Source organism: Parasphingorhabdus sp. (genome assembly GCF_048269915.1).
Taxonomy (GTDB): domain Bacteria; phylum Pseudomonadota; class Alphaproteobacteria; order Sphingomonadales; family Sphingomonadaceae; genus Parasphingorhabdus.
This window is the reverse complement of record NZ_JBLWTY010000008.1, coordinates 31,380-55,101: the sequence shown is the minus strand read 5'-3', so window position 1 is coordinate 55,101 and position 23,722 is coordinate 31,380. Positions and strand designations below refer to the sequence as shown.

24 protein-coding genes are annotated in these 23,722 nt (G+C 55.9%); 17 read left to right on the top strand and 7 right to left on the bottom strand.

From position 1 onward, the window contains the following. The first annotated feature begins 110 nt into the window (after window positions 1-110). From ACN0WX_RS14355 to msrA, 8 genes are all read left to right on the top strand, one after another. Entirely contained in the window at window positions 111-2,273 is a 2,163-nt protein-coding gene (locus tag ACN0WX_RS14355; protein ID WP_417623031.1) for a GNAT family N-acetyltransferase, read from the top strand. Beyond that, window positions 2,266-2,700, top strand: coding sequence for an ASCH domain-containing protein (locus ACN0WX_RS14350; protein WP_417623030.1), 435 nt, complete (start codon window positions 2,266-2,268; stop codon window positions 2,698-2,700). Before ACN0WX_RS14355 ends, ACN0WX_RS14350 begins: the two co-directional genes overlap by 8 nt. A 62-nt stretch (window positions 2,701-2,762) precedes the next feature. After that, window positions 2,763-3,713 carry a sulfite exporter TauE/SafE family protein gene (locus ACN0WX_RS14345; RefSeq protein ID WP_417623029.1) on the top strand — a complete coding sequence of 317 codons (951 nt, stop codon included), beginning with the start codon at window positions 2,763-2,765 and terminating at the stop codon, window positions 3,711-3,713. Window positions 3,714-3,893: 180 nt separating this feature from the next. Continuing rightward, the gene (locus tag ACN0WX_RS14340) at window positions 3,894-5,183 is read left to right on the top strand and encodes an O-acetylhomoserine aminocarboxypropyltransferase (protein WP_417623028.1); all 1,290 of its coding nucleotides are present in this window, start codon (window positions 3,894-3,896) and stop codon (window positions 5,181-5,183) included. Beyond that, window positions 5,183-5,497 carry an alkylphosphonate utilization protein gene (locus ACN0WX_RS14335; RefSeq protein ID WP_417623027.1) on the top strand — a complete coding sequence of 105 codons (315 nt, stop codon included), beginning with the start codon at window positions 5,183-5,185 and terminating at the stop codon, window positions 5,495-5,497. Before ACN0WX_RS14340 ends, ACN0WX_RS14335 begins: the two co-directional genes overlap by 1 nt. 72 nt (window positions 5,498-5,569) lie before the next feature. Further along, entirely contained in the window at window positions 5,570-6,772 is a 1,203-nt protein-coding gene (locus ACN0WX_RS14330; protein WP_417623026.1) for a pyridoxal phosphate-dependent aminotransferase, read from the top strand. A 385-nt stretch (window positions 6,773-7,157) separates the two neighbouring features. Further along, window positions 7,158-7,316, top strand: a complete 159-nt coding sequence (locus ACN0WX_RS14325) for a hypothetical protein (protein ID WP_417623025.1) — start codon at window positions 7,158-7,160, stop codon at window positions 7,314-7,316. Window positions 7,317-7,322: 6 nt separating this feature from the next. Further along, window positions 7,323-8,060, top strand: a complete 738-nt coding sequence (gene msrA / locus ACN0WX_RS14320) for a peptide-methionine (S)-S-oxide reductase MsrA (protein WP_417623024.1) — start codon at window positions 7,323-7,325, stop codon at window positions 8,058-8,060. A 188-nt stretch (window positions 8,061-8,248) separates the two neighbouring features. Here msrA and ACN0WX_RS14315 read toward each other — a convergent pair whose 3' ends face one another. Both ACN0WX_RS14315 and ACN0WX_RS14310 read right to left on the bottom strand, forming a co-directional pair. Beyond that, window positions 8,249-10,216 (bottom strand): outer membrane protein, encoded by a 1,968-nt coding sequence (locus tag ACN0WX_RS14315; RefSeq protein WP_417623023.1) that lies wholly within the window; start codon window positions 10,214-10,216, stop codon window positions 8,249-8,251. A 114-nt stretch (window positions 10,217-10,330) separates the two neighbouring features. Beyond that, complete coding sequence (locus ACN0WX_RS14310; protein WP_417623022.1) at window positions 10,331-10,747, bottom strand: helix-turn-helix transcriptional regulator; 417 nt, start codon at window positions 10,745-10,747, stop codon at window positions 10,331-10,333. A 49-nt stretch (window positions 10,748-10,796) separates the two neighbouring features. On the opposite strand from ACN0WX_RS14310, the gene ACN0WX_RS14305 reads away from it, so the two are divergent. Continuing rightward, complete coding sequence (locus tag ACN0WX_RS14305) at window positions 10,797-11,885, top strand: alpha/beta hydrolase fold domain-containing protein (RefSeq protein ID WP_417623021.1); 1,089 nt, start codon at window positions 10,797-10,799, stop codon at window positions 11,883-11,885. Between the two features lies 1 nt (window position 11,886). On the opposite strand, the gene infC is transcribed toward ACN0WX_RS14305, so the two are convergent. Then, window positions 11,887-12,402, bottom strand: coding sequence for a translation initiation factor IF-3 (infC, locus tag ACN0WX_RS14300; protein WP_417623020.1), 516 nt, complete (start codon window positions 12,400-12,402; stop codon window positions 11,887-11,889). 162 nt (window positions 12,403-12,564) lie between these two features. Further along, a complete protein-coding gene (gene thrS / locus ACN0WX_RS14295) occupies window positions 12,565-14,568 on the bottom strand; it encodes a threonine--tRNA ligase (RefSeq protein WP_417623019.1) in 2,004 nt (667 codons plus the stop codon). Window positions 14,569-14,906: 338 nt separating this feature from the next. On the opposite strand from thrS, the gene ACN0WX_RS14290 reads away from it, so the two are divergent. From ACN0WX_RS14290 to ACN0WX_RS14270, 5 genes are read left to right on the top strand one after another with little or no spacing between them, the layout of a single operon-like run. Next, on the top strand, window positions 14,907-15,338 hold the full coding sequence (locus ACN0WX_RS14290) for a hypothetical protein (protein ID WP_417623018.1): 432 nt from the start codon (window positions 14,907-14,909) through the stop codon (window positions 15,336-15,338). Further along, window positions 15,335-15,526, top strand: coding sequence for a helix-turn-helix transcriptional regulator (locus ACN0WX_RS14285; protein ID WP_417623017.1), 192 nt, complete (start codon window positions 15,335-15,337; stop codon window positions 15,524-15,526). The genes ACN0WX_RS14290 and ACN0WX_RS14285 overlap by 4 nt, the downstream gene beginning before the upstream one ends. 53 nt (window positions 15,527-15,579) lie before the next feature. Then, entirely contained in the window at window positions 15,580-15,930 is a 351-nt protein-coding gene (locus ACN0WX_RS14280; RefSeq protein WP_417623016.1) for a hypothetical protein, read from the top strand. A 10-nt stretch (window positions 15,931-15,940) separates the two neighbouring features. Then, window positions 15,941-16,687, top strand: a complete 747-nt coding sequence (locus tag ACN0WX_RS14275) for an alpha/beta hydrolase (protein WP_417623015.1) — start codon at window positions 15,941-15,943, stop codon at window positions 16,685-16,687. 43 nt (window positions 16,688-16,730) lie between these two features. Next, entirely contained in the window at window positions 16,731-17,561 is an 831-nt protein-coding gene (locus ACN0WX_RS14270; protein ID WP_417623014.1) for a tetratricopeptide repeat protein, read from the top strand. Between the two features lie 53 nt (window positions 17,562-17,614). Here the strand turns inward: ACN0WX_RS14270 and ACN0WX_RS14265 are convergent, their stop codons facing one another. Beyond that, window positions 17,615-18,334 carry an SIMPL domain-containing protein gene (locus ACN0WX_RS14265; RefSeq protein WP_417623013.1) on the bottom strand — a complete coding sequence of 240 codons (720 nt, stop codon included), beginning with the start codon at window positions 18,332-18,334 and terminating at the stop codon, window positions 17,615-17,617. Window positions 18,335-18,465: 131 nt separating this feature from the next. Between ACN0WX_RS14265 and ACN0WX_RS14260 the strand changes: the two genes are divergently transcribed. Then, complete coding sequence (locus ACN0WX_RS14260; RefSeq protein ID WP_417623040.1) at window positions 18,466-18,885, top strand: VOC family protein; 420 nt, start codon at window positions 18,466-18,468, stop codon at window positions 18,883-18,885. A 13-nt stretch (window positions 18,886-18,898) separates the two neighbouring features. On the opposite strand, the gene ACN0WX_RS14255 is transcribed toward ACN0WX_RS14260, so the two are convergent. Continuing rightward, entirely contained in the window at window positions 18,899-20,518 is a 1,620-nt protein-coding gene (locus tag ACN0WX_RS14255; RefSeq protein WP_417623012.1) for a diguanylate cyclase, read from the bottom strand. Between the two features lie 216 nt (window positions 20,519-20,734). On the opposite strand from ACN0WX_RS14255, the gene gloB reads away from it, so the two are divergent. Both gloB and ACN0WX_RS14245 read left to right on the top strand, forming a co-directional pair. Beyond that, a complete protein-coding gene (gene gloB / locus ACN0WX_RS14250; RefSeq protein WP_417623011.1) occupies window positions 20,735-21,457 on the top strand; it encodes a hydroxyacylglutathione hydrolase in 723 nt (240 codons plus the stop codon). Window positions 21,458-21,539: 82 nt separating this feature from the next. Beyond that, the gene (locus ACN0WX_RS14245; RefSeq protein ID WP_417623010.1) at window positions 21,540-21,950 is read left to right on the top strand and encodes a hypothetical protein; all 411 of its coding nucleotides are present in this window, start codon (window positions 21,540-21,542) and stop codon (window positions 21,948-21,950) included. 13 nt (window positions 21,951-21,963) lie between these two features. Here the strand turns inward: ACN0WX_RS14245 and ACN0WX_RS14240 are convergent, their stop codons facing one another. Further along, window positions 21,964-23,721: an AMP-dependent synthetase/ligase gene (locus ACN0WX_RS14240; protein ID WP_417623039.1), complete on the bottom strand. Its 1,758-nt coding sequence runs from the start codon at window positions 23,719-23,721 to the stop codon at window positions 21,964-21,966. Window position 23,722 lies beyond the last annotated feature (1 nt).

Genomic DNA, 23,722 nt, shown 5'->3' with positions numbered 1-23,722 from the left:
TTTTCTAAAAAATTGAAATGTATGAGCATTGTTCTTTGGCTCTGTAGCATCGGATGTAGCTCTATTGATAACTGTGGAAATTTTGTTCGTTTCAAGCTAGCGATTCTTGAATGTCGATTAATATTGTGACCAGCCGCGAGACGATCGAATCGTATATCGACGAAATTCAGGCAGCTGGTGACTCTGAACGGAACGCATTCGGGTTTTTAGTGCCTGGCGCTTATAAAGAATTTGTATATCAAGAAAGAGCGGTCATTGCGATATCCGACGACGATCATTCGTTGGCAGGTTATGTACTGTACGGTGGAGCGTTCCCGCAGGCAAAAATATTTCAAACATACGTATTACCGGACCGAAGAGGTCAGAAGGTTGGTGAAAAACTGCTTGCCGCAGTGTTTCAGCGCTTGGAAGACAAGGGCTTCTTGAGCGTAGTCGCAAACGTCGCTTCCGACCTAACCGATGCCAATAGTTTTTATGACAGCATGGGTTTTGATATTGTCACCACAAAGCCCGGTGGGAAGACGACGCAACGGCTCATCAATGTTCGCGCACGAGATTTGTCGACACCCAGCCTTCTAGATTCTCTTGAACGACCTTCTAGCCCGGTTCATTCGATTGCATTCCGGTCACCTTACCAGAGCAGTTCGCCACTCTACATTTTGGATTTGAACGTAATCTTTGACGTCACGAAGAAACGACCAAGGTCGAAAGTCGCGCAAGGTGTTATCGCAGCGGGAATGGAAAATGGTGCGAGAATTGCGATTACAGATGAGCTGATTGCTGAACTTGAGAAGCACACGTTGCCCGACAAACCGGACCCTATTCTCGGCCTTTGTCGAGCTCTTCCTCGTCTAAGGCTGCCTTCCAGCGATCAGCTCAGAGAATATCGCGAAAAGCTGTTGCCGGTTGTCTTCCCAGAGAAGGCGAATGCGGGAACCTTGAAAGCAAACGATGAAGCCGATTTGCGCCATTTAACGACCGCAATCTTGGAAAATGCGAAGGGCTTCATCACCTCAGACACTCCAATTCTGAGAGCGAGTACAGAATTAGAAGCTGTTTTCGGGTTAGCAATTTTGTCGCCCAGTGCATTCGGCCAAGGCTTTGCTGTAGAGTATGGCGGTGCCCCAAGCACCTTCGCTTCTACCAAAAATGCTACTATCGAACGCTGTCACTTTTCAGAGACTGACAAAACATGCTTAAATTTACTTCTGTCAAAGTTTCATCTTCCCGAGCAGGTCGTGCGTACTGTCACTGCGGCAGGTACGGCGAGTGCCCCGAGACGGCGAGAATTGGTACGATCTAATGGTGCCTTGATTTGCTTTGCATCTTGGGATGCGCCTTCTGCTGCGTCCGGTGAACGCCAACTCTATGTGTACGCAGACGAAGGGCATCCGGATGCGTCACTGGGAATTAATAACCTACTTGAATCTGCGTGTCGCGATATTGGGCATCAGAATGTTGCGATTTTTTCACTCAAAACCTTAGTTCATCAACATCTAGTCCGTTCAACCGCCATCTCTTTTGGGTTTCATTCAGAAATAGCAGATAGACCGAAGAATTCTATGCTCCGTAAAGCATGTCTTGGTCGTGCAATTGTGCCCGAACACTGGAACAAGTTAAAGGATGATGTAGAAGAGGCAATTGGGATAAAGGTATCTGGCTCTTTGAGCTCCCACGGCTCAAACCCCATTAAGATTCAGGATGCCAAAGGCAACCAGATTGCCGTAAGTCTTTTAGAGTTAGAGGAATTGTTAAGCCCAGCTGTTCTCAGCGCACAAGATAGACCTGGTGTCATATTCCCCATCTGGCCTTCTTACGCTGAAGACTTGTTTCATGGTGGGCAGCAGCCGTCATTCCTCGATCAGCAATCAGCAATCCTAAAACCAACAAAAGCGTATATAGGTGGAAATTATGGTTCAGTGCCTGAAGGAGGACTGGCGTTCTTCTATGAATCTTCAAAGCAAAATGGGCGAAGCGCAATTATTGCTGTTGCTAGAATTCTCAAGCGTTACTCTTTGACTAAGGAACAAGCCAAATCGATTAGCGTTGATCGAGGCGTGTTACCAGATCAAGCTATTGATGGTATCACCGATTACAAAAAACTTACGACGGTGACGGACATCGACAGCATCATGCTTTTCGCAAATCCGATTGGTTACAGAGAACTTGGTCAATTAGGTTGCGATAATGGGACCAACTTTATTACATCCACGCCAATCAACCCAGACCAGTGCATGGCTCTCATTCGAGCAGGAGCGCCCTACATTGGATAAAGCTGACATTCTTATTTCGGTGCAGAAACGATATTTTGAAAGTATTGTGTCAGGCAAAAAATCTGTTGAACTTCGTAGACGAGCGCCGAAAATTTCACACGGCTCAAGAATTTGGCTTTACTGTAAATCGCCAATCGCGACCGTTGCAGCAGTTTGCAAATTACAACGAATAGAAACCCTACCGATTGAAGAGATTTGGGAACGGCACTGGCACTCTCTTGCTATCTCAAAACCTGAATTTGATGAATATTTGTGCGGTCGGGAAAGTGCTACGGCCCTAGTCATTCAAGACGTGGAGTTATTGCGCAACCCGCTTCATCTTGATGCAATTCGCTCTATTAAAATCAACTTTCAACCACCGCAGTTTTTTATGCATCTAAGAGACGATTGCGCTTTGACTGATCGACTTAAGCTTGAGCTTGCCTAAGCGAGCATCCGATAAACGCTTGCCCGAATAATGTATTTCTCTTCAGCAATTGCAGCCGCCGCATGACCGATCCCCACCGTAAATTCCCAACACCGGCGCAAGGCCGACTCGTATTATGGGGAGGTGTTGTGCTGCTCGCGCTTTATGCCGGTATATTGCTGTTTACCTCTTATGATCCTGCTCTGATCGTCCAGCTGTGGTTTCTCCCCGGCATCGGGGCGCTGGCGGCGGTTATTGCCAATACGTCGGGGACCGGGGGCGGGGTGGTTTTTGTGCCGGTGTTCAACGGGCTGCGCGAGCATGGCGTGATGACGCTGGATCCGCTGCGGGTCACCGCGGCGTCGATGGCGATCCAGAGCTTTGGCATGACCATCGGCGGTCTGCGCTGGACCGACCGTCTGCTGCATCAGCCGGTTCCGGCGGCTTGCTCACGCGAAGCGCATGTCCGTCCGCGCGATTTTGCTTTGGTGATACTGGCCGTGCTCGCCCTGGCGCTGCCAGCAATGCTGGCGATGCAGCGCCTGGCCATGGTCGACGGGCATCTGATCCTGCTCGGCTACAAGATCTTTTCCATTTTTCTGGGCCTTGCGCTGATCATCACCACCTGGACGATCAATCATGACCGGCCGGAGCGGGCACGGCTGGAAAAGATCGACCTGTTGATCCTGATGCTGATCGCCATTCCCGGCGGCGCGCTGAACGCGCTGTTTTCGGTTGGCATCGGCGAACTGGTCGCGCTCTATCTGTTCATCCGCCACTATCCGGTGCTGCTGTGTACCGGCACGGCCTGCGTCATTTCCTCGGTCAGCGCGCTGGTTGGCAGTGTCTGGCATATTCAGGCGGGGACGATGCCGTGGGAGATCGTGCTGCTGGCCGCACCGGGCGCGGTGCTGGGCGCCTTTCTTGCCCGTCCGATTGCGCTGTGGCTGGGCGCAAGAAGGCTCAAGACGCTGGACGGGATGTGGATTGTGCTGTCGGCGGTATATCTGATTATGTTGAACCGGGTCACCTGAGATGCATTGCTGACGGTTTCGATCCCGGCCTGCGCCGGGATGACGGTTGGCTTTTGGTGCAGTCGACTGTGGGAACCCTGGTGACGGCACAAACATGCACCCGGGCAATCACAAGCTTGGTTGCGGTGACGGCGCATTGATATTAGGCACACGGCTTACTTCTTTGCACAAGGACGCATCATGACCGATCAGCTTGAGACCCCCCGTCTGGAAACCATGGCCGTACATGCCGGTACCGAACCGGACCCGACGACCAACGCGCGGATCACGCCGATTTACCAGACGGCCTCCTATGTTTTCGATGATGTCGATCATGCCGCCGATCTGTTCAATCTCGATGCGTTCGGCAATATTTACACCCGCATCATGAACCCGACCAATGGCGCGCTGGAGGGCAAGATTGCGGCGATGGAGGGCGGCGTGGCGGCGCTGGCAGTGGCTTCGGGCCACGCGGCGCAGCTGATCGTCTTTCATGTGCTGATGGACCCCGGCGCGCATATTGTCGCGGCGAAGAAGCTCTATGGCGGCTCGCTCAACCAGCTGGCCCATTCGGTGAAGAAATTCGGCTGGAACGTCAGCTTTGTCGACGCCGACAATATGGACGAGGTCAGGGGCGCGATCACCGATAACACGCGCTGCGTGTTTATCGAGAGCCTCGCCAATCCCGGCGGCGTGGTGCAGGATATTGCCGCCATTGCCGATATCGCCCACGCGGCGGGTATTCCTTTGGTGGTCGACAATACCATGGCCTCGCCGGTGCTCTGCCGCCCGATCGAACATGGCGCGGATATTGTTGTCGAGAGCGGCACCAAATTTCTCGGCGGTCATGGCAACAGCATCGCCGGTCTGATCGTCGACAGCGGCAAGTTCGACTGGACCAAGAGCGACAAATTCGCCTTTCTCAACCAGCCCAACCCCAGCTATCACGGCAAGGTCTTCACCGATGCCTTTGGCGAGCTGGCCTTCATCCTCGCGGCGCGGGCGCTGTCGCTGCGCGATCTCGGGCCGGCGCTGGCGCCGCAAAATGCCTTCTATATCCTGACCGGCATGGAGACGCTGGCGCTGCGGATGGAGCGCCATTGCGACAATGCGCTGGCGCTGGCGAAATGGCTGCAGGGGCGCGAGGAGGTCAGCTGGGTCTCCTATGCCGGGCTGCCCGACAGCGACTATCACGCGCTGGCGCAGAAATATCTCGGCGGCAAGGGCGGCGCGGTGTTCACCTTTGGTCTGAAGGGCGGCTATGATGCGGGTGTGAAGCTGGTCAGCGCGGTCAAGCTGTTCAGCCATCTCGCGAATATCGGCGACACAAGATCGCTGATCATCCACCCCGCCTCGACCACCCACAGCCAGCTGTCGGAAGACGAGCTTGTCGCCGCCGGTGCCGGTCCCGATGTGGTCCGCCTGTCGGTCGGGATCGAACATATCGACGATATCATTGCCGATATCGCACAGGCGCTGGAGTCGCTGTGATGAGCGATGGTGCCGGGGATGACGGCGGCGATTATATCTATGATGAAGAGACCGGCGAATGGCTGAGTCCCGAAGATGCGGCGGCCCGATCCGCGGGGCCGGAAGTGGTCGACGCCGTAGGCAATCTGCTGGCTGACGGCGATGCGGTGACGCTGATCAAGGACCTCAAGGTCAAGGGCGCGGGCCAGACGCTGAAGCGCGGGACCCTGATCAAGTCGATCCGTCTGACCGGCGACGCGCAGGAGATTGACTGCAAGCACGAGGGGATCAAGGGCCTGGTGCTGCGCGCCGAATTTGTGAAAAAACGCAGCTGAGCCATTCTCCCTGTTGCAGTGCAGCACCAATGATATTAGGCAGTCGTGTTCATTCCTTTCGACAGGATTCCCATGACCCGCATTTCCAAAGCTCTCGGACGTATTCAACCATCAGCAACATTGGCGATGTCCGCCAAGGTCACAGAACTGAAAGCGCAGGGCGTTGACGTAATCGGTCTGTCGGCGGGCGAACCGGATTTCGATACGCCGGATTTCGTCAAGGAAGCGGCTATCCAGGCGATCCGCGACGGCGAGACCAATTATACCGTGGTCGACGGCACCGCAGCGCTGAAACAGGCGATTATCGGCAAGTTCGCGCGCGACAATGGCCTGACCTACACGCCGAAGCAGATTTCGGCCAACAGCGGCGGCAAGCACACCTTGTTCAACGCGCTGGTGGCGACGCTGGACGAGGGTGACGAGGTGATCATCCCCGCGCCTTACTGGGTCAGCTATCCCGATATCGTGAATTTCGCGGGCGGTACACCGGTGATCATCGAGGCCGGTGCGGACCAGGATTACAAGATCACACCGGAGCAGCTGGCAGCGGCGATCACGCCGAAAACCAAATGGCTGCTGCTCAACTCGCCATCCAACCCGACTGGTGCTGCTTATAGCGGAGAAGAGCTCAAGGCACTGGGCGAAGTGGTTTTGCCGCATGAAAATGTGCTGGTGATGACCGACGATATGTACGAGCATATCTGGTATGCCGACTTTCCTTTCGCGACGATCGCGCAGGTCTGTCCGGAGCTGTTTGACCGGACATTGACGGTGAACGGGGTGTCCAAGGCCTATGCGATGACCGGCTGGCGGATCGGCTATGCCGGTGGTCCGGAATGGCTGATCAAGGCGATGGGCAAGTTGCAATCGCAGTCGACCTCCAATCCCTGTTCGATTTCACAGGCGGCGGCAGTGGCGGCGCTTAATGGTCCGCAGGATTTTCTGGTCGAGCGCAACGCCGCTTTCGAGAAACGCCGCGATCTCGTAGTGTCGATGATCAACGACACGCCGGGGCTCGAATGCCCGGTTCCCGAAGGGGCCTTTTATGTCTATCCCGATGCCAGCGGCCTGATCGGCAAGGCGACGCCAAAAGGTGCGGTCATTGCGACGGACGAGGATTTGATCACCTATTTTCTGGAAGAGGCGCAGGTTGCGGCGGTGCACGGCGCGGCCTTCGGTCTCTCGCCAGCCTTCCGGATCAGCTACGCGACATCGGAAGAGATATTGACCGAGGCCTGTGAACGGATCCAGCGGGCCTGTGCGGCTTTGAAATAAACCTCAAGCGCCGGGCGCAGGCATCCGCCTGCTTGGCTATCCTCGCATAAGCTCGGACGCGCGGTCGCGCTTGCCTCCGCTTCGCGTCGCTTTGGCACTTCCGCTATTGGCTGATGTCTAACCGAGCAGAGCGAGGCAAGCGCGACTGCGCGTCGGATGATAGCCCGCCCCGTCGGAGGCGTGAGCGAAGCGAATTGCCGCGAGACACGGTAAACCTTCCCGGCGCCTGAGGTTCTAAAAACCCCCGCCAATAGAAAATCTTTTCTCCGGCAAACTGAATTTGCCTCTGTGATCCTATTCACAGCGGCGACAGGAATATTATATTAATGGTCGTAACCAACAGGCGGGATGCTGCGAACAGCATATTATCCCCAAGGAATCGACCATGATGAAATTATTCAAATCCGATTTGACCTACAGCCTCGGCGGCGGCTTTATCGCGGGTGCTCTGATGCTGTTTATCATGCAACCTGCGGATCAACGTGCCGACTTCGGCCAGAATCTGTCGACCACGATCAGCGCCGCTTCCCAGCTCCTGAGTTAATCGCCAATGGGGCCGTTTCTCTCCAGAACGCTTCTTTTTGGTGCCGCCTTCGCCTGTTTTGGCGCAATTTGGGCCGGATTACACACATCGCTTCCCGACGAGCGCGGCGGGACTGCGCCTTTTGTTGGAACGGCGCATGCCGCAGAGAAGGCCACGATCATACCGATGCCGCGGGTCAGAGCAGGCGAGACCGGCAAGCGTGCCGTCGCGATTTTTGCAGGCGGCTGTTTCTGGGGCGTGGAAGGCGTTTTCGAACATAGCAAGGGGGTGATCAGTGTTACCTCCGGCTATCATGGCGGCAGCAAAAGCAGCGCGTCCTACAAGCTGGTCAGCGCCGGCCTGACCGATCATGCCGAAGCGGTGCGGGTGGTCTATGACCCCCGCACGATCAGCTATGGCCAGTTGATGCAGATTTTCTTCTCGGTGATTGCCGACCCGACCATGCTAAACGCCCAGGGGCCGGATCGCGGCAAACAATATCGCAGCGCGCTGGTGCCGATGAATGCGGGGCAGGCCAGAGCCGCCCGTGCCTATCTCGCGCAGCTCGAAAAGGGGCGTTACTGGAAACGACCGATCGTGACCAAAATCGAGGCCTATCAGGCTTTTTACCCCGCCGAAACCTATCATCAGGATTTCATCCAGAAAAATCCGCGCCAGGGCTATATCGTGCGCTGGGATAAGCCGAAAATAGCCAATCTGAAGCGGCATTTCCCGAGCCGCTATCGGTCAAAACCGGTTCGATAAAGAGCGTCGCAGACTTAACCGGCTGTTAGCCGTTGCCTGCTAAACCGGGATTCATGACCAATCACGAATTTGAAATATTCCTTTCTTTTGCGGCCTTGGCCGTGGGCTTCGGCATGTTGTGGATGGCAAGGAGCCAGCCCGACTAAAAGCGCGCTGCTCCCGCCCCACCGGCGCAGACTGAGTTTCTGTCAGAATCTCAGCTTGAACCCTGCCGTGGCCCGCCAGCGCCATGCATCGGTTGTCCCGAGCCGCGTCGTCTCTCCCTGCAGCACCTGATCACCGGAGCTGGGATTGATGATTTTCCCCGTGTCCGAGAGATAGCTGGCGTCCGCACCGACCGCGAATTTGACCTCAGGTGTGACATCAAATTCCAGCCCCGCCGACACGCTGCCGGCAAAGGCTGCACCGGAATCCGATTCATCGAAGGTCAGCGTGAAATCCTGGTCGGCCGGAGGACATAGGGCGCAGCTGTTCCGCTCCATCGAATAGAGGTCGCTGTCGCGATAGTAGATACCGCCAGCGGCAGAGCCGGTCAGCGCGACACCGGGAGCGATCTGCTGTTTGACGCCCAGCGCGCCTCCGATACCCAGATATGTGCTGGAAACGCTCTGGTCGCGGCTCTGTTCGAGAACGGAACCGAAAACCGTCGACTCGGCCTTGCTGTCAAAGTCCATGTCGAACAGCAGGACATTGGCGAAAGCCGATGCGAAGGCGCTGAATCCGTCCTTGCTGGCAATCGGCGTGGATAGACCGATTTTGAATTCGTGAAAACTGAAGTCGGATTCGTTGAATCCCGTCAGACCGCGATTTCCGATGGCAAGACCCGTAGACCCGCTGGGTGAGGTTTCGCCATAGACGAAGCCGACATCCGTTGCCCCGCCCGCCGGTATCGCAAATTCCGTCCGCGCATCGCCTTCGCTATAAGCATAGCCGCCGTACAGATTGAGCGCGTCGTTCAGCCTGTAGGTCAGCCTGGCAGCCAGTGTGACGCTGTCAAATTCTGTTGTTGCCGTGTCGGCGAAGGTTTCCGTTCCGGGACCTGTGCGCTGAAAGCCGATGCCGGTTTCCTGGCCGCCCAAGTCGAGATGGCCCAAGCTCCCGCCGATATAGAGGGTGACCTCGGCATCATCATAGCCCGCTTTAGTATTGGTCTGCCCGTAGGAGCCCGTTTGTTCGTCGGACACAGGACGAAGACCATTGTCTGCCGTCAGTCCCGGTCTCAATGTTATTTCGCTCTGTTTGCCGGAAGGCGGTTGCCTGAAATCCGACAGAAGATTGGCCCGCTCGTTGATATATATCGCACCCGCCGACATCGAATATTCTTTGTATAAAATGGCCGGATCTGATGCGGATTGGGCCAGTTCCGCTGGCGTTGGCGGGCATTTCAGCTGACTCGGAAATATCACGCCATCGATTGCCGGGTCGAGCTTGCGGAGCTGGTTGATCGCATCTTCCCGATTCAAGTCCGGGTCATTGGTCAGCAACCGCTCGCGCAGGTCGTCCCTGATTGCCCTGAGCTCCCGCCATTGGCCAAACAGTCTTTCATAGCGCTTGATCCTGGAAGCGTTGGTTTCTGCGTCGGCGCCATTTCGGCACAGTGCCACCAGGCCATCCAGCTCCGCTCTGATATCCGCAGCGGTTGGAACGGAGCGCCCGGACTTGACGTCCGGCGGCAAAGCCTGGACTTCCAGCGAAGGGTCGGGTGGCGGCGGGAGCGATGGCAACCCGCCGCCGGCATAAGCTATATTCCGGTCGGGAAGGACTTCGCATTTCAGTTCCTGCGGCGATTGCAAAATTTCGATCTGTTGCAACTTCGAGGGCAGAAGCGGCCTGCCATCCGGGGTAACCGCGCTGGATCCCCTCACCACAACACCGTTCAATACCGCGCCATAGCGGCTGCCATATTCCGATTTGAATCCGCGGATGTGCACTTCGGGCATCTGGCCGGGCGTTGCGTTGACGCCATAGGCCGGATTACCTCTGTTCTGGCCGCACAGGGTACCGATATCGACCAGCCTGTCGACATTTTCATCTAAGCTTTCCGTCCCGATCACCGCAACAGGAGCTGCCGATTTGGCATCAAGCTTCTCCCGAGCGTGCGTCTGCATCGCGGTTCCGGCCAACAATGTTGCTATTACTATTTGCACCCGCTTCATGATTCACTCCCTGGTTGAACAAAGTTGACCCTTGCAAGCCGGGATATGGGCGCGATCAAAACCGCGCATCATGCATTTATATTACATGGCGCTACTGTGGTGCTGTTCGGGGACCTAGTGGCCGAAGACTTTGCGCAGCAGATCGGTCTGCCGTTTCGACCCGGTTTTCTCGAGAACCCGTTGCATGTGCACACGGGCGGTGTTGACCGAAATGTCGTTGGCTTCGGCATGTTCCGGAACCGAGAGGCCACCGGCAATACTGTCGACCAGCCTGGTTTCGGCGGGTGTCAGGCCGTGCGCTTCGCCGAAGGCTGCGAAATCGATAAACTGATTTTCACTGGATTGCCGGAGACGGCTGACGATATCATCAAGAGTATCGTCGGGGAGATTGGCCATGATCTCTTCTACGCGTTCTGCCCATACGGGTTCGGAGCTGATTTTTACGCCATCGCCGCGAAACTGGTTCAGGAAGGGACGTATATAGTCAACCTGACCATCCTTGTGCTTCGGTTGCTTCTTATCGTCCGCCATCCTGGGCCCCCTCTATCATTTTTTGCGCGGCTGGAATAGAAGCAAGGCCATGGAAGCCTCTGTCACAGGATATCCTGCGATTGCAGATAGCGATATTGAGCTTCGGCTGGTCCGGCTGGAAGCCGAAAAAATCGCCCATGCCGTCCGTTCACAAATGGCACCGGTGGCGAAGACAATCTCGGACTTTGGTGCAAAAATCGAAAACCGCATCATCAAGGCCTTTCTGCTCCGCAGCCTCAAGCCCGCTCTTGAAAAAGGCGCTGATCCGGGTGAGCGTGATCGATTGCTGTCGGCTTACCGGACCGCGACGGCGCGCGGGAAATTTGCGATATTCAATCCGGTCATGCAGTCCCCGCCCGATACCCAATTGCTGTTCGATCCCGCTTCGCCGCTTGTCGAGGACTATGCAGACGCCGACTGGCCGGACGAAGAAGCGGAGGAGCCGATATTATTCTATGTGCCCGGGGGCGGTTTCATATTGCCGCCATCGCCGAAACAGGTGGGGCTCGCGTTCCGGCTGGCCGAACATTGCGGTTGCGAAGCGGTGATCGGCAAGCACCGGCTGGCCCCCGAATATCCGTTTCCCCTGCCGGCAAGGGATCTGGCCGATCAATATGAAGCGATTCTGAAATCCGGAAAGTCGCCTGGCCGGATAATCCTGTCCGGCGACAGTGCCGGAGCAACACTGGTGCTGGCGATGATGCTGGAGTTGCGAGAACGCAGATTGCCGATGCCGGGCGCGGCTATTCTGTTTTCGCCATGGGGTGATCTGGCGATGCGAGGCTGGTCCTATATATCCAAAAGCATGAGTGGCAGCAGCCCGTTTCGCATGGAAACGGCGGCTTTCAGTGCTAAGCTCTATCTGGGTGACACATTGCCGACCGATCCGCGCGCATCGCCCGTCTACGCCGACTTACGCGAGTTTCCCCCGCTGGCCATCCATTGCAGCCGACATGACATGCATTTTGACGATGCCGTACAGCTTGCCGAAAAAGCGCATGATGCCGATGTACCGGTGCGGATGAACTATTGGGACAGCCCGCGCCACCATCTGGAGCGCTTTGGATCCAAAGACGCTCTGAAAAGTTTCGATCTGGTGGCAGAATTCATCGACGCGCAATTCAAACGCGCGACCTGAACTATTTCGGACTGAGCACCATCAACATCTGACGGCCTTCCAGCTTGGGATAGGCTTCGACCTTGGCGGTTTCCTTCATGTCGTCCTGAACCCGCTGCAGCAATTGCATGCCGAGTTGCTGGTGCGACATTTCACGACCACGGAAGCGCAGGGTGACCTTCACCTTGTCGCCATTGTCGATGAACTTGTTCACGTTGCGCATTTTCACGTCATAATCATGATCGTCGATATTCGGACGCATCTTGATTTCCTTGACGTCCTGCACCTTCTGCGTCTTGCGCGCGGCATTGGCCTTTTTCTGCGCTTCATATTTGAATTTGCCGACGTCGAGAAACTTTGCAACCGGCGGCTGCGCATTGGGAGAAACCTCTACAAGGTCGAGGCCGACTTCTGCTGCCCGCTCAATCGCTTCGCCGGTATTCATCACGCCAAGGTTCTCGCCCTTGTCGTCGATGACCCTGACGGTATCGGAGATTATGAGATTGTTGAAACGCGGACCGCCTTTGACGGGCGGCATGGGGCGGCGAGGTGGGGCAGCTATGTTAAATACTCCTGAGTGTTTGTTTATGCAGGCTCATTAGCGGCAAAGCGCTCGCGAATAAAGCCTTGTTGATCGCTTGTGCCATTTTAGCCCTATACCCCGTTGTACACGGGCAACAGCCTGATCTGAATATCGTCATCATGATGACGGTTTCAAGTCCGGCGGCAATGCTTCATTTTTCAGCAATGCGACGGCCGCGTCGAGCGTCAGAAATTCCTGTTCCTTCTGGCCGAGCCGGCGCAGCGCAACCTTGCCTTCTTCGGCCTCGCGCATGCCAACCACCAGGATATTGGGTACTTTGCCAACCGAATGTTCGCGCACTTTGTAGTTGATCTTCTCGTTGCGCAGATCGGCCTCGACCCGGATGCCAGCGGCTTTCAGTTTCTTTACCACCTGTCCGGCATAGTCATTGGCATCGGTAACGATCGTGGCAACCACCGCCTGGGTGGGAGCGAGCCAGAGCGGCAGCTTGCCCGCATAATGCTCGATGAGAATGCCGATAAACCGTTCGAACGTACCCAGAATGGCGCGATGCAGCATCACCGGGCGATGCCGGTTGCCGTCTTCGCCGACATAGGTCGCGTCGAGCCGTTCGGGCAGGACGGTATCGGCCTGGATCGTGCCGACCTGCCAGGTCCGGCCAATGGCGTCTGTGAGGTGAAACTCCAGTTTCGGTGCATAGAACGCGCCTTCACCCGGCAATTCTTCCCAGCCATATTTTTCCGTGGCCCGGCCGGCCTTTTCGACTGCGTCGCGCAAGATCTGCTCCGACTTGTCCCATTCGGCGTCTGTGCCGAAGCGTTGCTCGGGTCGCAGCGCGAGCTTGATCTGATAATTGGCAAAGCCAAGGTCGCAATAAATGGCATCGAGGAGATCGCAAAATTCGACAATCTCGTCGATCAGCTGGTCTTCCCGGCAGAAGATATGGGCATCGTCCTGGGTGAACTGACGCACGCGCAGCAGGCCGTGCAGCGCGCCATGCGGCTCGTTGCGGTGACAGCAGCCAAATTCGGCCATGCGGATCGGCAGGTCGCGATAGGACTTGATGCCCTGTTTGAAGACCAGCACATGGGCCGGGCAGTTCATCGGCTTCATCGCCATCATGCCGGCGGTGCCGCTGATCACCGGACCTTCGCCTTCGGCATCGGGCACTTCGTCCGGAACCGCGAACATATTCTCCGAATATTTTCCCCAATGGCCGGATTTCTCCCACTGGTTGACGTCCATCAACTGCGGCGTCTTGATTTCCTCATAGCGGGCGGCGTCGAGCTGGCGGCGCATATATTGTTCCAGCTCGCGCCAGATGAAATAGCCCTTGGGATGCCAGAAGCACGAACCCTGCGCCTCGGACTGGAAGTGGAACAGGTCCATCTCCTGGCCGAGTTTGCGATGATCCCGCTTGGCCGCTTCTTCCAGCCGGACGAGATGCGCGTTAAGCTGTTTCTTGTTGAGCCAGCCGGTGCCGTAGATACGTGACAATTGCGGATTGCGCTGGTCGCCGCGCCAATAGGCGCCGGACACGCGCATCAGCTTGAACGCCTTGGGATCAAGCTTGCCGGTCGAGGCCAGATGCGGCCCGCGGCACATGTCCATCCAGTCGTCGCCGGACCAGTAGACCGTGATCTCATCGCCTTCGGGCAGTTCGGCGGCCCATTCGGCCTTGAACGTTTCGCCGTCTTTCTGCCAGCGGGCAATCAGGTCATCACGTTCCCAGACTTCCCGGCGGAGCGGCTTGTCGGCGGCGATGATCCGTTTCATCTCCTCCTCGATCTTCGGCAGGTCTTCGTCGGTGAACGGATCACCGGCGGGCGCGAAGTCATAATAAAAGCCGTCATCGGTCGACGGACCGAAGGTAATCTGGGTTCCCGGGAACAGGTTCTGCACCGCTTCTGCCAGCACATGGGCATAGTCGTGCCGTGCCAGCTCCAGCGCATCTTCCTCGTCGCGGGAGGTGACCAGAGCCAGCTCGGTGTCTTCCTCCAGCGGCCGCATGATATCGCGCAGCTCGCCGTCGATCTTCGCGGCGAGCGCGGCCTTGGCGAGGCCGGGGCCGATATCGGCGGCGATCTGGGCCGGAGTAGTGCCCATGGCCACTTCGCGCGAACTGCCGTCGGGAAGGGTGATTTTAATCATCTCGGTCATGGGCTCTGGTCATCTCAAAGTTTGTCAAAGTTGGAGCCAAGGAAGGCTTTAGGCAGGCCTTCGCTAGGGTGGATTGGACTTAGTCTTTTGCGGTTTCAAGTCAACCTAATCAGGTGACGCGCGGGCGGTGATGGCAAAGCAATGGCGACATTATGTCATGTTGGCTTGACATTTTCTGGCGACTCGGACATACAAGTCAAGGAAGCATGACATAATGTCATTGTAGCTTGATGGAGAATGACCATGAAACTGAAACGCTGTTCTGGCCGGGCGATGACGCCCAATGAAAATATTGCCATCTGGGCTGCGCTCGCGATCCTGTTTCTGGCCGCAATGTGATGGCTGGAAAATCGTCAGCGAACATGGCGCAACGGCTTTGCAGTCTGATCAAGCCTGACTGGATGTTCGGTTTTATCCTGCTCGTGGGCATCGGTATGTTGACGGTTTCTGTGATTGATCCGAACGAAGTCGTCACGGGGAATATTACTCCGCTGATCAAAATAATCGGTTCGTTGCTTCTCGTTCTGGCGCTGTCCTATGTTGCGACCCATGCCGCTGCACTGGATCGCAGAAAAATCGAAGATTATTTTTTTCAGATGATGGCAAATGGCGCCATTGTTGCCGTTATTACTGCGATATTCACGCATTTGATCTGGCTGATATTTGAAAGCCACCTGGGCACGATGAGCGCGGAAAATCTCGTCGCAATATTGATAACAAGTTGGGGCTTCGGATATTTTTTCTGTCGCCTGCGCGGGCTTAATGCATGAGGAATCGCCTGAAAGTGCTTCGTGCTGAACGCGACTGGTCGCAAGCGGATCTCGCCGAACGGCTCAAGCTTTCGCGCCAGTCGGTTAATGCCATCGAAACCGGAAAATATGATCCGTCCCTGCCGGTCGCGTTCCGCATCGCCGACCTGTTCGATATGGCGATCGAGGAGATATTTCAACGCGACTGAATCCACAGGAAAATTATGGTGCGCCCGACCGGATCTTGTTTTAGGCTTGGCCTATGTCTGAATCTGCGAACATCTGGCTTGTCGATAGCGACGGCGCACGGAAACGGCCGGTCAGGATCGAGGTGATTGGCGGGACATTCGCGCTTTACGAACAGCAGCGACGCAGCGAAGCCTATTTTTTCGGGGATCTGGTCTACCGCGGCAAGGAAGGCGATTCCCATGTCTTTGGCCTGGAGGATGGTATCAAGGATCGTCCGAAGTGGAAGCTGGGGTTCAGGGGTGAAATTCCTGCCGAACTGGCGCGGTTGCTGCCCGAGGCGAAACCGCCGCTGCTATCCAATATCGGTATGCTGATCATCGCCTTTCTCTGTTTGGCAATTGTCTATTTTGCCGCGGCGGCATAGAGCGCAGGATATGGAAGATGAAATTTTATACTGCGACCGCCCCGGCGGTGCCTCACTCGCTTATTGCTACACACAGCCCAAGGCTGGCGTGAAGGGAACAACCCTGGTTTTCCTCCCGGGCTATATGTCGGATATGGAAGGCGGCAAGGCGCTGGCTGTCGATGCCTGGGCGAAGCAACAGGGTCGGGCGATGCTGCGGTTTGACTATGCCGGTTGCGGGGCCAGTGGCGGCGAGTTTGCAGAGCAGAGCCTGATCGACTGGCGCGATGATGTGCTGTTCCTGATTGACAAGGTAACGTCCGGTTCGATTACGCTGATCGGGTCGTCCATGGGCGGCTGGCTGATGCTGCTCGTCGCATTGTCGCGACCGATGCGGGTAAAAAATCTGGTCGGTATTGCCGCGGCACCGGACTTTACCGACTGGGGTTTTACCCAGGAACAGAAAATGACCATCTTGCGCGACGGCAAGCTCGAGGAAGACAGCGAATATTCTGACGAGCCCTATGTGACGACCCGGATTTTCTGGCAGTCGGGCGATAGCAGCCGGTTGCTGCACAAGGAAATTGCCTTTGATGGTGCGGTGCGCTTGCTGCACGGACAGAAAGATGCCGATGTGCCGTGGGAATATAGTCTGGAGACGGCGAAGAAAATCCGTTCAGATGATGTGCAGGTCCATCTGGTAAAGGATGGAGACCACCGCCTGTCGCGGGATCAGGATATTGGCTTGCTGATTGATGTGATCGCGCGGCTGGGCTGATCCCTGGCTTCCTATACTTAAGCCTTGAACGGACATTGCGCCCATGATTTCATCTCTGTTCCTGTCCTTGTTGATCCAGTCGGCCACCCCTTATGGTTCCCCGATTGATCCGGTGCTGCGCCCTTCGAAGGCCAGGCCCGAGGCGCAAGCCAATCCCCCGGTAAAGCAAGCGAAGGACCCGGTGGAAATCCGGTTCAATCAATGCATCGACCAGGCAGAGAGCGATCCCGCCAATGGATTGCTCGTCGCCAATAAGTGGCAAATTGAGGGCGGCGGATATCTCGCGCGAAATTGCCTTGGCTTTGCCTATGCGACGCGAGAGGACTGGGCGAAGGCGATTCCAGAATTTGTCCAGTCGGCAGAGGGAGCGGAAGCTGCGGGCGACGAACGCAGCGCGAATTTCTGGGCGCAGGCCGGCAATGCGGCCTTTGCTGGTGGCAATTATCCGGCCGCCCTGAAATATTTGGAGGCTGCTCTCGCGCAAAACATAGTGGATGGACTGTTAAAAGGTGAAGTGCATCTTGATATGGCGCGCGTCCTGGTGGCATCGGACCGCTATGATGAAGCAAAGAGACAATTTGCGCTGGTCCACGATCTTGTCCCGGAGGATCCGCTCGGCTGGTTGCTGTCGGCGACATTGGCGCGGCGTATGGGGGATCTTGCCCAGGCGAAATCGGATATTGCGATAGCCGCGAAACTGGTCGTCACCGATCCCGCCATCGCGCTGGAAGCCGGGAATATCGCCTATGAAGGCGGCGATATGGTGAATGCCAAGAGCAATTGGGAGCAAGCGGTCAAATTTGATCCCGGCAGTCCCGCGGGCCAGGCCGCATCCCGCTATCTCGCGCAGCTGGTGACCAGTGTCGCGGAGTGATTTATGTCCGCGAAGCCGATTCCCGACAGCATGGCGGTGCAAGAGCCGCCCCCTCAATCCAGATAAAAATTGACCGTCGTTACCACGCGGACCTTTTTATAGGGCGTATCGGTCACACCATAGCCGCCGGCATCGCCATCGCGGCTGTCGATGCTGAAATAGCCCTGGGTGGCCGACTTGATGCCGCCAACATCGGTGCCGCTGTCTTCGGCAAATTGTTCGGCAGACTTGCGCGCGTCCTTGGTGGCTTCGGCGACCATTTCAGGCTTGATCTCGTCCAGCTTGGTGAAGGTGTAGCTCATCCCGGAACCGTCTTCGAGCACGACGCCGCGGCGAACCAGATCAAACTGGCGGGCGACCGCAGCCTGGGCCTTGTCGATATCATTCGTGCGCAAGCTGAGCCGCTGGCGGATCGTATATTGGGGGATGCCGTTGGAACTATATTGATTGACATTGGCTCCGGTCGGCTTGAGCGCATCGGCCTGGAAACCGAGTTCCTTGAAAAAGGCAGTGATGGCATTGGTGTCGCGGTCGATATCGGTCTGGGCGCTTTGCAGATCGGTTGATTGGGCGCTATAGGCGATGGTCCAGGTGGCCAGATCGGCGGTCACTTCGCGCTCGGCGAGGCCACGGACAGTGACGCTGCGATCTGCCAACTTGGCGCGCAGCAAACCGTCACCCAGCAGATAGCCCCCGACAATCAACCCGATCGTCAACAGGCCGGCGCTCGCCAGCCAGATCGTATTTCTGTTCTCGATAAATTTTTCGGTCATCGCTCTTTCCCTCGGTTCAAAAGCCGCTTAGGCTATTCCATGTGACCCGGTTCGGCTTTGCGATGGCTGCGATGAACCGTTTCTGAATAGCGATGAATGGAGGTTCCGTGACTATCAAATATCTGCACACGATGCTCAGAATTAGCGATCCGGATGCAACCATCGCATTTTTCGGCCTTTTGGGTCTCGAAGAAGTGCGTCGCTATGATAGTGAACAGGGGCGTTTCACGCTGATTTTTCTGGCCGCGCCGGGGCAGAAGGATGTGGCCGAGGTTGAGCTGACCTATAACTGGCCGTCTGAAGATGGCAGCCCGGCCGAACAATATGGCGGTGGACGCAATTTCGGTCATCTCGCTTATGCCGTCGACGATATCTATGCCTTGTGCCAGAAACTGATGGACGCGGGTGTGACGATTAATCGTCCGCCGCGCGATGGCCACATGGCGTTCATTCGCTCGCCGGACAATATTTCCGTGGAGCTGCTGCAAACAGGAAAGAGTCTGCCGGTTCAGGAACCGTGGGCGAGCATGGAAAATATCGGCGAATGGTAGCCTGCAGAATTTGCTAGGCTGCAGCTGTCCCGGTCGGTTCTCCCGGTTTTGCCCTCGATATATCGATCCAGACAATCTGGTTGCGGCCATTGTTCTTGGCATCATAGAGTCGCCGGTCAGCCGTCGCCATCACGTTGCGTAACGACGTGTGTCCGGAAATCGATGCGACGCCGACGGAAAAGGTCACCGGCTCCCGTATTTCCGGCACCTGATCGTGCACGGTCTTGATCAGCGTTTCGCAAATTTTGTTCAGTTCAGTCGCGCGATATTTCTCGCGATTTTGTCGGCTGTCTTTGCGCATCAACAGCGTGAATTCCTCGCCGCCAATACGGGCCGCGAAATGGCTGGTAGCGTCAAGCTGCCGGCCAACAACGCGCAACACTTCGTCGCCAACATCATGGCCATAGCGGTCATTGACCCGCTTGAAAAAATCAATGTCGAAAAGCGCGAGATGACTATATTGATGGTCGCGCTGGTTGCGCCGGAATTCTCGTTCAAACGACCGGCGATTGCTCATCTTCGTCAATCCATCCGTGTCGGCGAGCAGTGTCAGTTCAACCTGTTTGTTCAAAGTGGTTTCATGCTTTTGCCGCAAACGGAGTATTCGATGGGCGACGCCGAGAGCGAGGATGATGGTTTCCATTACCAGCGCAAAATAGAGACCATAGTCGAGCATCGGCCAACCAATATAGAGGTCCATACCCCGGGCGACCCGGTCCAGCCCGAAAAAGACGATGGGGGTCCAGCCGGCAATTTGAAACCAGATCGCCTTGCTGCCCCGGCGTAATGCATGTCCCATTGTGTAGAACACGATACAAAAGGCGGGCAGAAAGGATGCATGATAATAGTTGCGTGCATGCATGCTGTACCCGCCGTCGAGTTGGAGGACAGAGGCCGAGACAAAAACCGGTAACATGGCAGCCAGGAACAGGGTGATTTGCAGCCAGGTTGCGATTTTACCCGGTTCGACAAAGCGCAACAAAAAGCAGCCGCTGGCCGCAACCCCGATCGCGATCGTCCAATAGTTGATCAGCATTTTGGTGGTCAGGCTGATTTCCGGAAAAATAAGGAAAATCAGCCCTGACGAACTGAAGGTATAAGCAACGATCATGCAGATCATCACGCTATGCCACAGCATGAAATTATAGCGCAGGGCCGCATAGAAAAAGGCATTATAGATCAGCGGCATGATTGCCATGCCGCAAAGCACTGCAAACATGGCCGAGAGAGGAAGTTTCAGATCATCCCATTTCTGCTTCGATGCGAGTTGAATTACCGAGATGGAGCTAATCACCTTCGGATCGTCAATCGCGATATAGACATGTTTTATGCGACTTCTCAGTTCGGGGTTTTCGGTTCCGGGAATCGCCAGGCCATAAGTGCCTTTGGGCCGCCAGTGGCCCGCTACTTCCTGTTCCGAAAATGTGGAAGACAGAATCTTGCCATCGTCCAGAACGGCATGCACTTCTATCGTCGTCAGACCGTTATTGTCGCCCTGCACCTCTATCGTGCCACCGGGGAGCGTTTCCGCCAGAAAAGGAATTTTGACCCAGACCCTGGGACCATCGACGTCATATTTATTTTCCGAGCAATCAAAAGCCTTGCCCGTTGTCAGTAACGCTGACGCGCTCACATTTTTTGCGCTGCTTTGGGTGCACAGCCTGTCGGACATAGGAACCTCGGCAAGTGCCGGAGAACAGAGGCAGCAAAAGGCCCAAAATGCGACAAACAAGCGCAAATCACGCTCCTTTCCTAAATCCAATGATGCAACACGATGTCAAATAAGGTAAAATTCTTATTTTGCGGTTAAATATCGACAGCTTTAAATTTGCGGAGTAATTTAATCCTTATGCTAGAAATCATCCGAATTCCCGTATTGTCCGACAATTATGTCTGGCTCGTCCATGAACCCGAATCTCTCGAGACAATGGTGGTCGATCCCGCGGTAGCCGAGCCGGTGCTGGCCGAGGCCGACAAAAGGGGCTGGAAGATCACCCAGATCTGGAACACCCACTGGCATCCTGATCATACCGGTGGAAATGCTGCGATCAAGGAGGCAACCGGCTGCCAGATCATTGGTCCGGAAGCGGAGCGGGAGCGGATTCCTACACTCGATAGATTTGTGAAAGAAGGCGACACGGCAAGGCTTGGTGACGTGGTTGCTGATGTCATCGACGTGCCGGCCCACACCGCCGGACATATCGCTTTTTATTTTCCGACGGAAAAAGCGGCGTTTGTTGGCGACACCTTGTTCGCCATGGGCTGCGGACGCCTGTTCGAAGGCACGGCCGAGCAGATGTATGACAATATGCGCAAGCTGGAAAAATTACCGGACGCCACGAAAATCTATTGCGCCCATGAATATACAAAGAGCAATGGCGAATATGCGCTGGTAGCGGAGCCGGACAATCTCGCCTTGAAGGAGCGTATGGCCGAAGTTCTCACCTTGCGCGAAAGGGGAGAGGCGACAGTTCCGACGACGATCAAGCTGGAGCGTGCAACCAACCCGTTCATGCGCGCGGCTTCGGCAGAGCAATTGGCCGCGCGGAGGATAGCGAAGGACAATTTCTGAAGCCATTAGTTCATACATTCCCTGTTCAGTTCGGTTCGTGATATAAGAAATGCTGGCGGGGGCTGGAAACAGGAGACTGGCGATGAATAAACTGCTTTTGGCGATTCCTGCGGCGATGCTGCTCGCTGCACCGGCGATGAGTGAAGAAAAAATTACACTCACTGAAAAACAGCAGGCGAAGCTCGATAAACGTCTCGAGGGACGGACCGCAGGCAAAGCCCAGTCATGCATCAGTGCTCAAGATCAGCGCGAAATGACGGTGATCAGTGATGACATCCTGATTTTCGGATCGCGGCGCAATGCCAATACTATCTATGTCAACAAACCCTATGGCGGCTGCCGCAACGCCGACCGCAATATATTGTCCTACAGTCGGCCGACGTCCTCGCTGTGCAAGGGTGAAATCATCCAGCTGATCGACAATAGCACGGGAATGTCGACGGGCAGCTGTGCCTTTGGCGAGTTTGTGCCCTATACCAAGGATGCAGACTGACGAAAAACCGCGCTCACTTCTTATAAAGCTTGTCCAGACGCTCCTGATAGCGCTCGCGGATCACATGCCGCCGAATTTTCATGCTGGGCGTCAGTTCTTCATTTTCGATCGAAAAGGGTTCGTCGGCAAATTCGAAGCGGCGGACTTTTTCGATGACCGAAAGGCTCTCGTTGACCCGGTCTACCGCTTCCCGCACGGCGGATTTGAATGCCGGGTTGTCCTGCAGTTTGATGAAATCATATTTCATGTCCTCTTTGCGCGCCCATTCGAGCGCCCATTCGGGATCGGGTACGACCAGGCTGACCATATAGGGTTTCTTGTCCCCGGCGATCATCGCCTGCAAGATTTCCGGCTGGATGGTGAGCATGCCTTCGACTTTCTGCGGCGCGATATTGTCGCCCTTGTCGTTGACGATCAGGTCCTTCTTGCGGTCAGTGATCGCGATCCGTCCGGCTTCGTCGATATGGCCGATATCACCAGTATGGAGCCAGCCGTCTTTCAGGACCTTGTCGGTCTCTTCCTGATTGCGCCAATAGCCATGCATCACCAGCTGGCCACGCACCAGAATTTCACCATCTTCGGCAATCCTGACTTCAGTGTCGATCATCGGCGGGCCGACCGTGTCCATCTTTAGACCCGTGCGGGGCCGGTTGCAGGCAATAATAGGTCCCGATTCCGTCTGGCCGTAGCCTTGCAACATGGTGAGGCCGAGCGACTGAAAGAAGGTACCGATTTCCGGGTTGAGCGGCGCGCCGCCGGATACCATGGCCTTCATGCGACCGCCGAACCGCTGCTGCACTTTGGGCCGCAAGGTCTTGTTGAGAAACATATCCATCAGCTTGTCGCGCTTGCGTCCTTTGCCCTCGGCTTCGCGTTCCCCGATGGAGAGCGCCTTGCCCAGCAAATAGCTTGGCATCCTGCCTTGCTTTTCTACGGTTTTGATCAATCGGGCGCGGAGCACTTCGAACAAGCGCGGGACGACGACCATGATCGTCGGGCGGACTTCTTCTATGTTGGACGCCAGCTTTTCCAGACCTTCACAATAGAAAATTTGTGCGCCCAGCCCGATCGGGAAAAACTGGCCCGCGCTATGTTCATAGGCGTGGCTGAGCGGAAGGAAGGAAAGAAATACCTCGTCATCCCAGCCAAAATCATTTTCGATGATCTCGGCCGGACCCTTGGTATTGTGCAAAATGGCACCATGATGCTGCATCACGCCGCGGGGCTTTCCGCCGGTTCCGCTGGTATAGATGATGCAGGCGGTTTCATCGCGGGTAATGCTGGCGACCTGTTCGGTGACTTCGGCAACATCTTCGTCGCTGCCCTGAACAAGCTTGTCCCAGCTGTACAGATCGAAGTCGCCGGACTGGCCGATCCGCAGATCGGATATGCCAATGATAATATTGGCATCCGAAGAGCTGATCACAGACGGCAGCAGGTTTTTCGCCAGTTTGCTGTCCGAAACGATAACCGCATGCGCGCCGCTATTGTCCAATATATGTTGGTGATCGGACGGGGTGTTGGTAGTGTAGGTTGGCACCGTGATACAACCTGCAGCCATGATTCCGAGGTCGGCGATACACCATTCGGGCCGGTTTTCGGAGACTAGCATAACGCGGTCGCCTTTTTTCAGGCCCATGCGCTTCAGCGATTTCGCCAGCGCGGCCACTTGCCGGGCCGCTTCGTTCCAACTGGTCGCCTGCCACTTGCCGTCGATCTTGGCGCTGAGAAACGGCTTGTCTCCGCCTTGTCTGGCGCGATCGAAGAACATC

Bases quoted from the DNA above. Each gene is read 5' to 3' on its own strand.
- ACN0WX_RS14355 (WP_417623031.1), top strand. From the start codon at position 111: ATGTCGATTAATATTGTGACCAGCCGCGAGACGATCGAATCGTATATC.
- ACN0WX_RS14345 (WP_417623029.1), top strand. From the start codon at position 2,763: ATGACCGATCCCCACCGTAAATTCCCAACACCGGCGCAAGGCCGACTC.
- ACN0WX_RS14340 (WP_417623028.1), top strand. From the start codon at position 3,894: ATGACCGATCAGCTTGAGACCCCCCGTCTGGAAACCATGGCCGTACAT.
- ACN0WX_RS14335 (WP_417623027.1), top strand. From the start codon at position 5,183: ATGAGCGATGGTGCCGGGGATGACGGCGGCGATTATATCTATGATGAA.
- ACN0WX_RS14330 (WP_417623026.1), top strand. From the start codon at position 5,570: ATGACCCGCATTTCCAAAGCTCTCGGACGTATTCAACCATCAGCAACA.
- ACN0WX_RS14325 (WP_417623025.1), top strand. From the start codon at position 7,158: ATGATGAAATTATTCAAATCCGATTTGACCTACAGCCTCGGCGGCGGC.
- msrA (WP_417623024.1), top strand. From the start codon at position 7,323: ATGGGGCCGTTTCTCTCCAGAACGCTTCTTTTTGGTGCCGCCTTCGCC.
- ACN0WX_RS14315 (WP_417623023.1), bottom strand. From the start codon at position 10,216: ATGAAGCGGGTGCAAATAGTAATAGCAACATTGTTGGCCGGAACCGCG.
- ACN0WX_RS14310 (WP_417623022.1), bottom strand. From the start codon at position 10,747: ATGGCGGACGATAAGAAGCAACCGAAGCACAAGGATGGTCAGGTTGAC.
- ACN0WX_RS14305 (WP_417623021.1), top strand. From the start codon at position 10,797: ATGGAAGCCTCTGTCACAGGATATCCTGCGATTGCAGATAGCGATATT.
- infC (WP_417623020.1), bottom strand. From the start codon at position 12,402: ATGCCGCCCGTCAAAGGCGGTCCGCGTTTCAACAATCTCATAATCTCC.
- thrS (WP_417623019.1), bottom strand. From the start codon at position 14,568: ATGACCGAGATGATTAAAATCACCCTTCCCGACGGCAGTTCGCGCGAA.
- ACN0WX_RS14290 (WP_417623018.1), top strand. From the start codon at position 14,907: ATGGCTGGAAAATCGTCAGCGAACATGGCGCAACGGCTTTGCAGTCTG.
- ACN0WX_RS14285 (WP_417623017.1), top strand. From the start codon at position 15,335: ATGAGGAATCGCCTGAAAGTGCTTCGTGCTGAACGCGACTGGTCGCAA.
- ACN0WX_RS14280 (WP_417623016.1), top strand. From the start codon at position 15,580: ATGTCTGAATCTGCGAACATCTGGCTTGTCGATAGCGACGGCGCACGG.
- ACN0WX_RS14275 (WP_417623015.1), top strand. From the start codon at position 15,941: ATGGAAGATGAAATTTTATACTGCGACCGCCCCGGCGGTGCCTCACTC.
- ACN0WX_RS14270 (WP_417623014.1), top strand. From the start codon at position 16,731: ATGATTTCATCTCTGTTCCTGTCCTTGTTGATCCAGTCGGCCACCCCT.
- ACN0WX_RS14265 (WP_417623013.1), bottom strand. From the start codon at position 18,334: ATGACCGAAAAATTTATCGAGAACAGAAATACGATCTGGCTGGCGAGC.
- ACN0WX_RS14260 (WP_417623040.1), top strand. From the start codon at position 18,466: ATGCTCAGAATTAGCGATCCGGATGCAACCATCGCATTTTTCGGCCTT.
- gloB (WP_417623011.1), top strand. From the start codon at position 20,735: ATGCTAGAAATCATCCGAATTCCCGTATTGTCCGACAATTATGTCTGG.
- ACN0WX_RS14245 (WP_417623010.1), top strand. From the start codon at position 21,540: ATGAATAAACTGCTTTTGGCGATTCCTGCGGCGATGCTGCTCGCTGCA.
- ACN0WX_RS14240 (WP_417623039.1), bottom strand. From the start codon at position 23,721: ATGTTCTTCGATCGCGCCAGACAAGGCGGAGACAAGCCGTTTCTCAGC.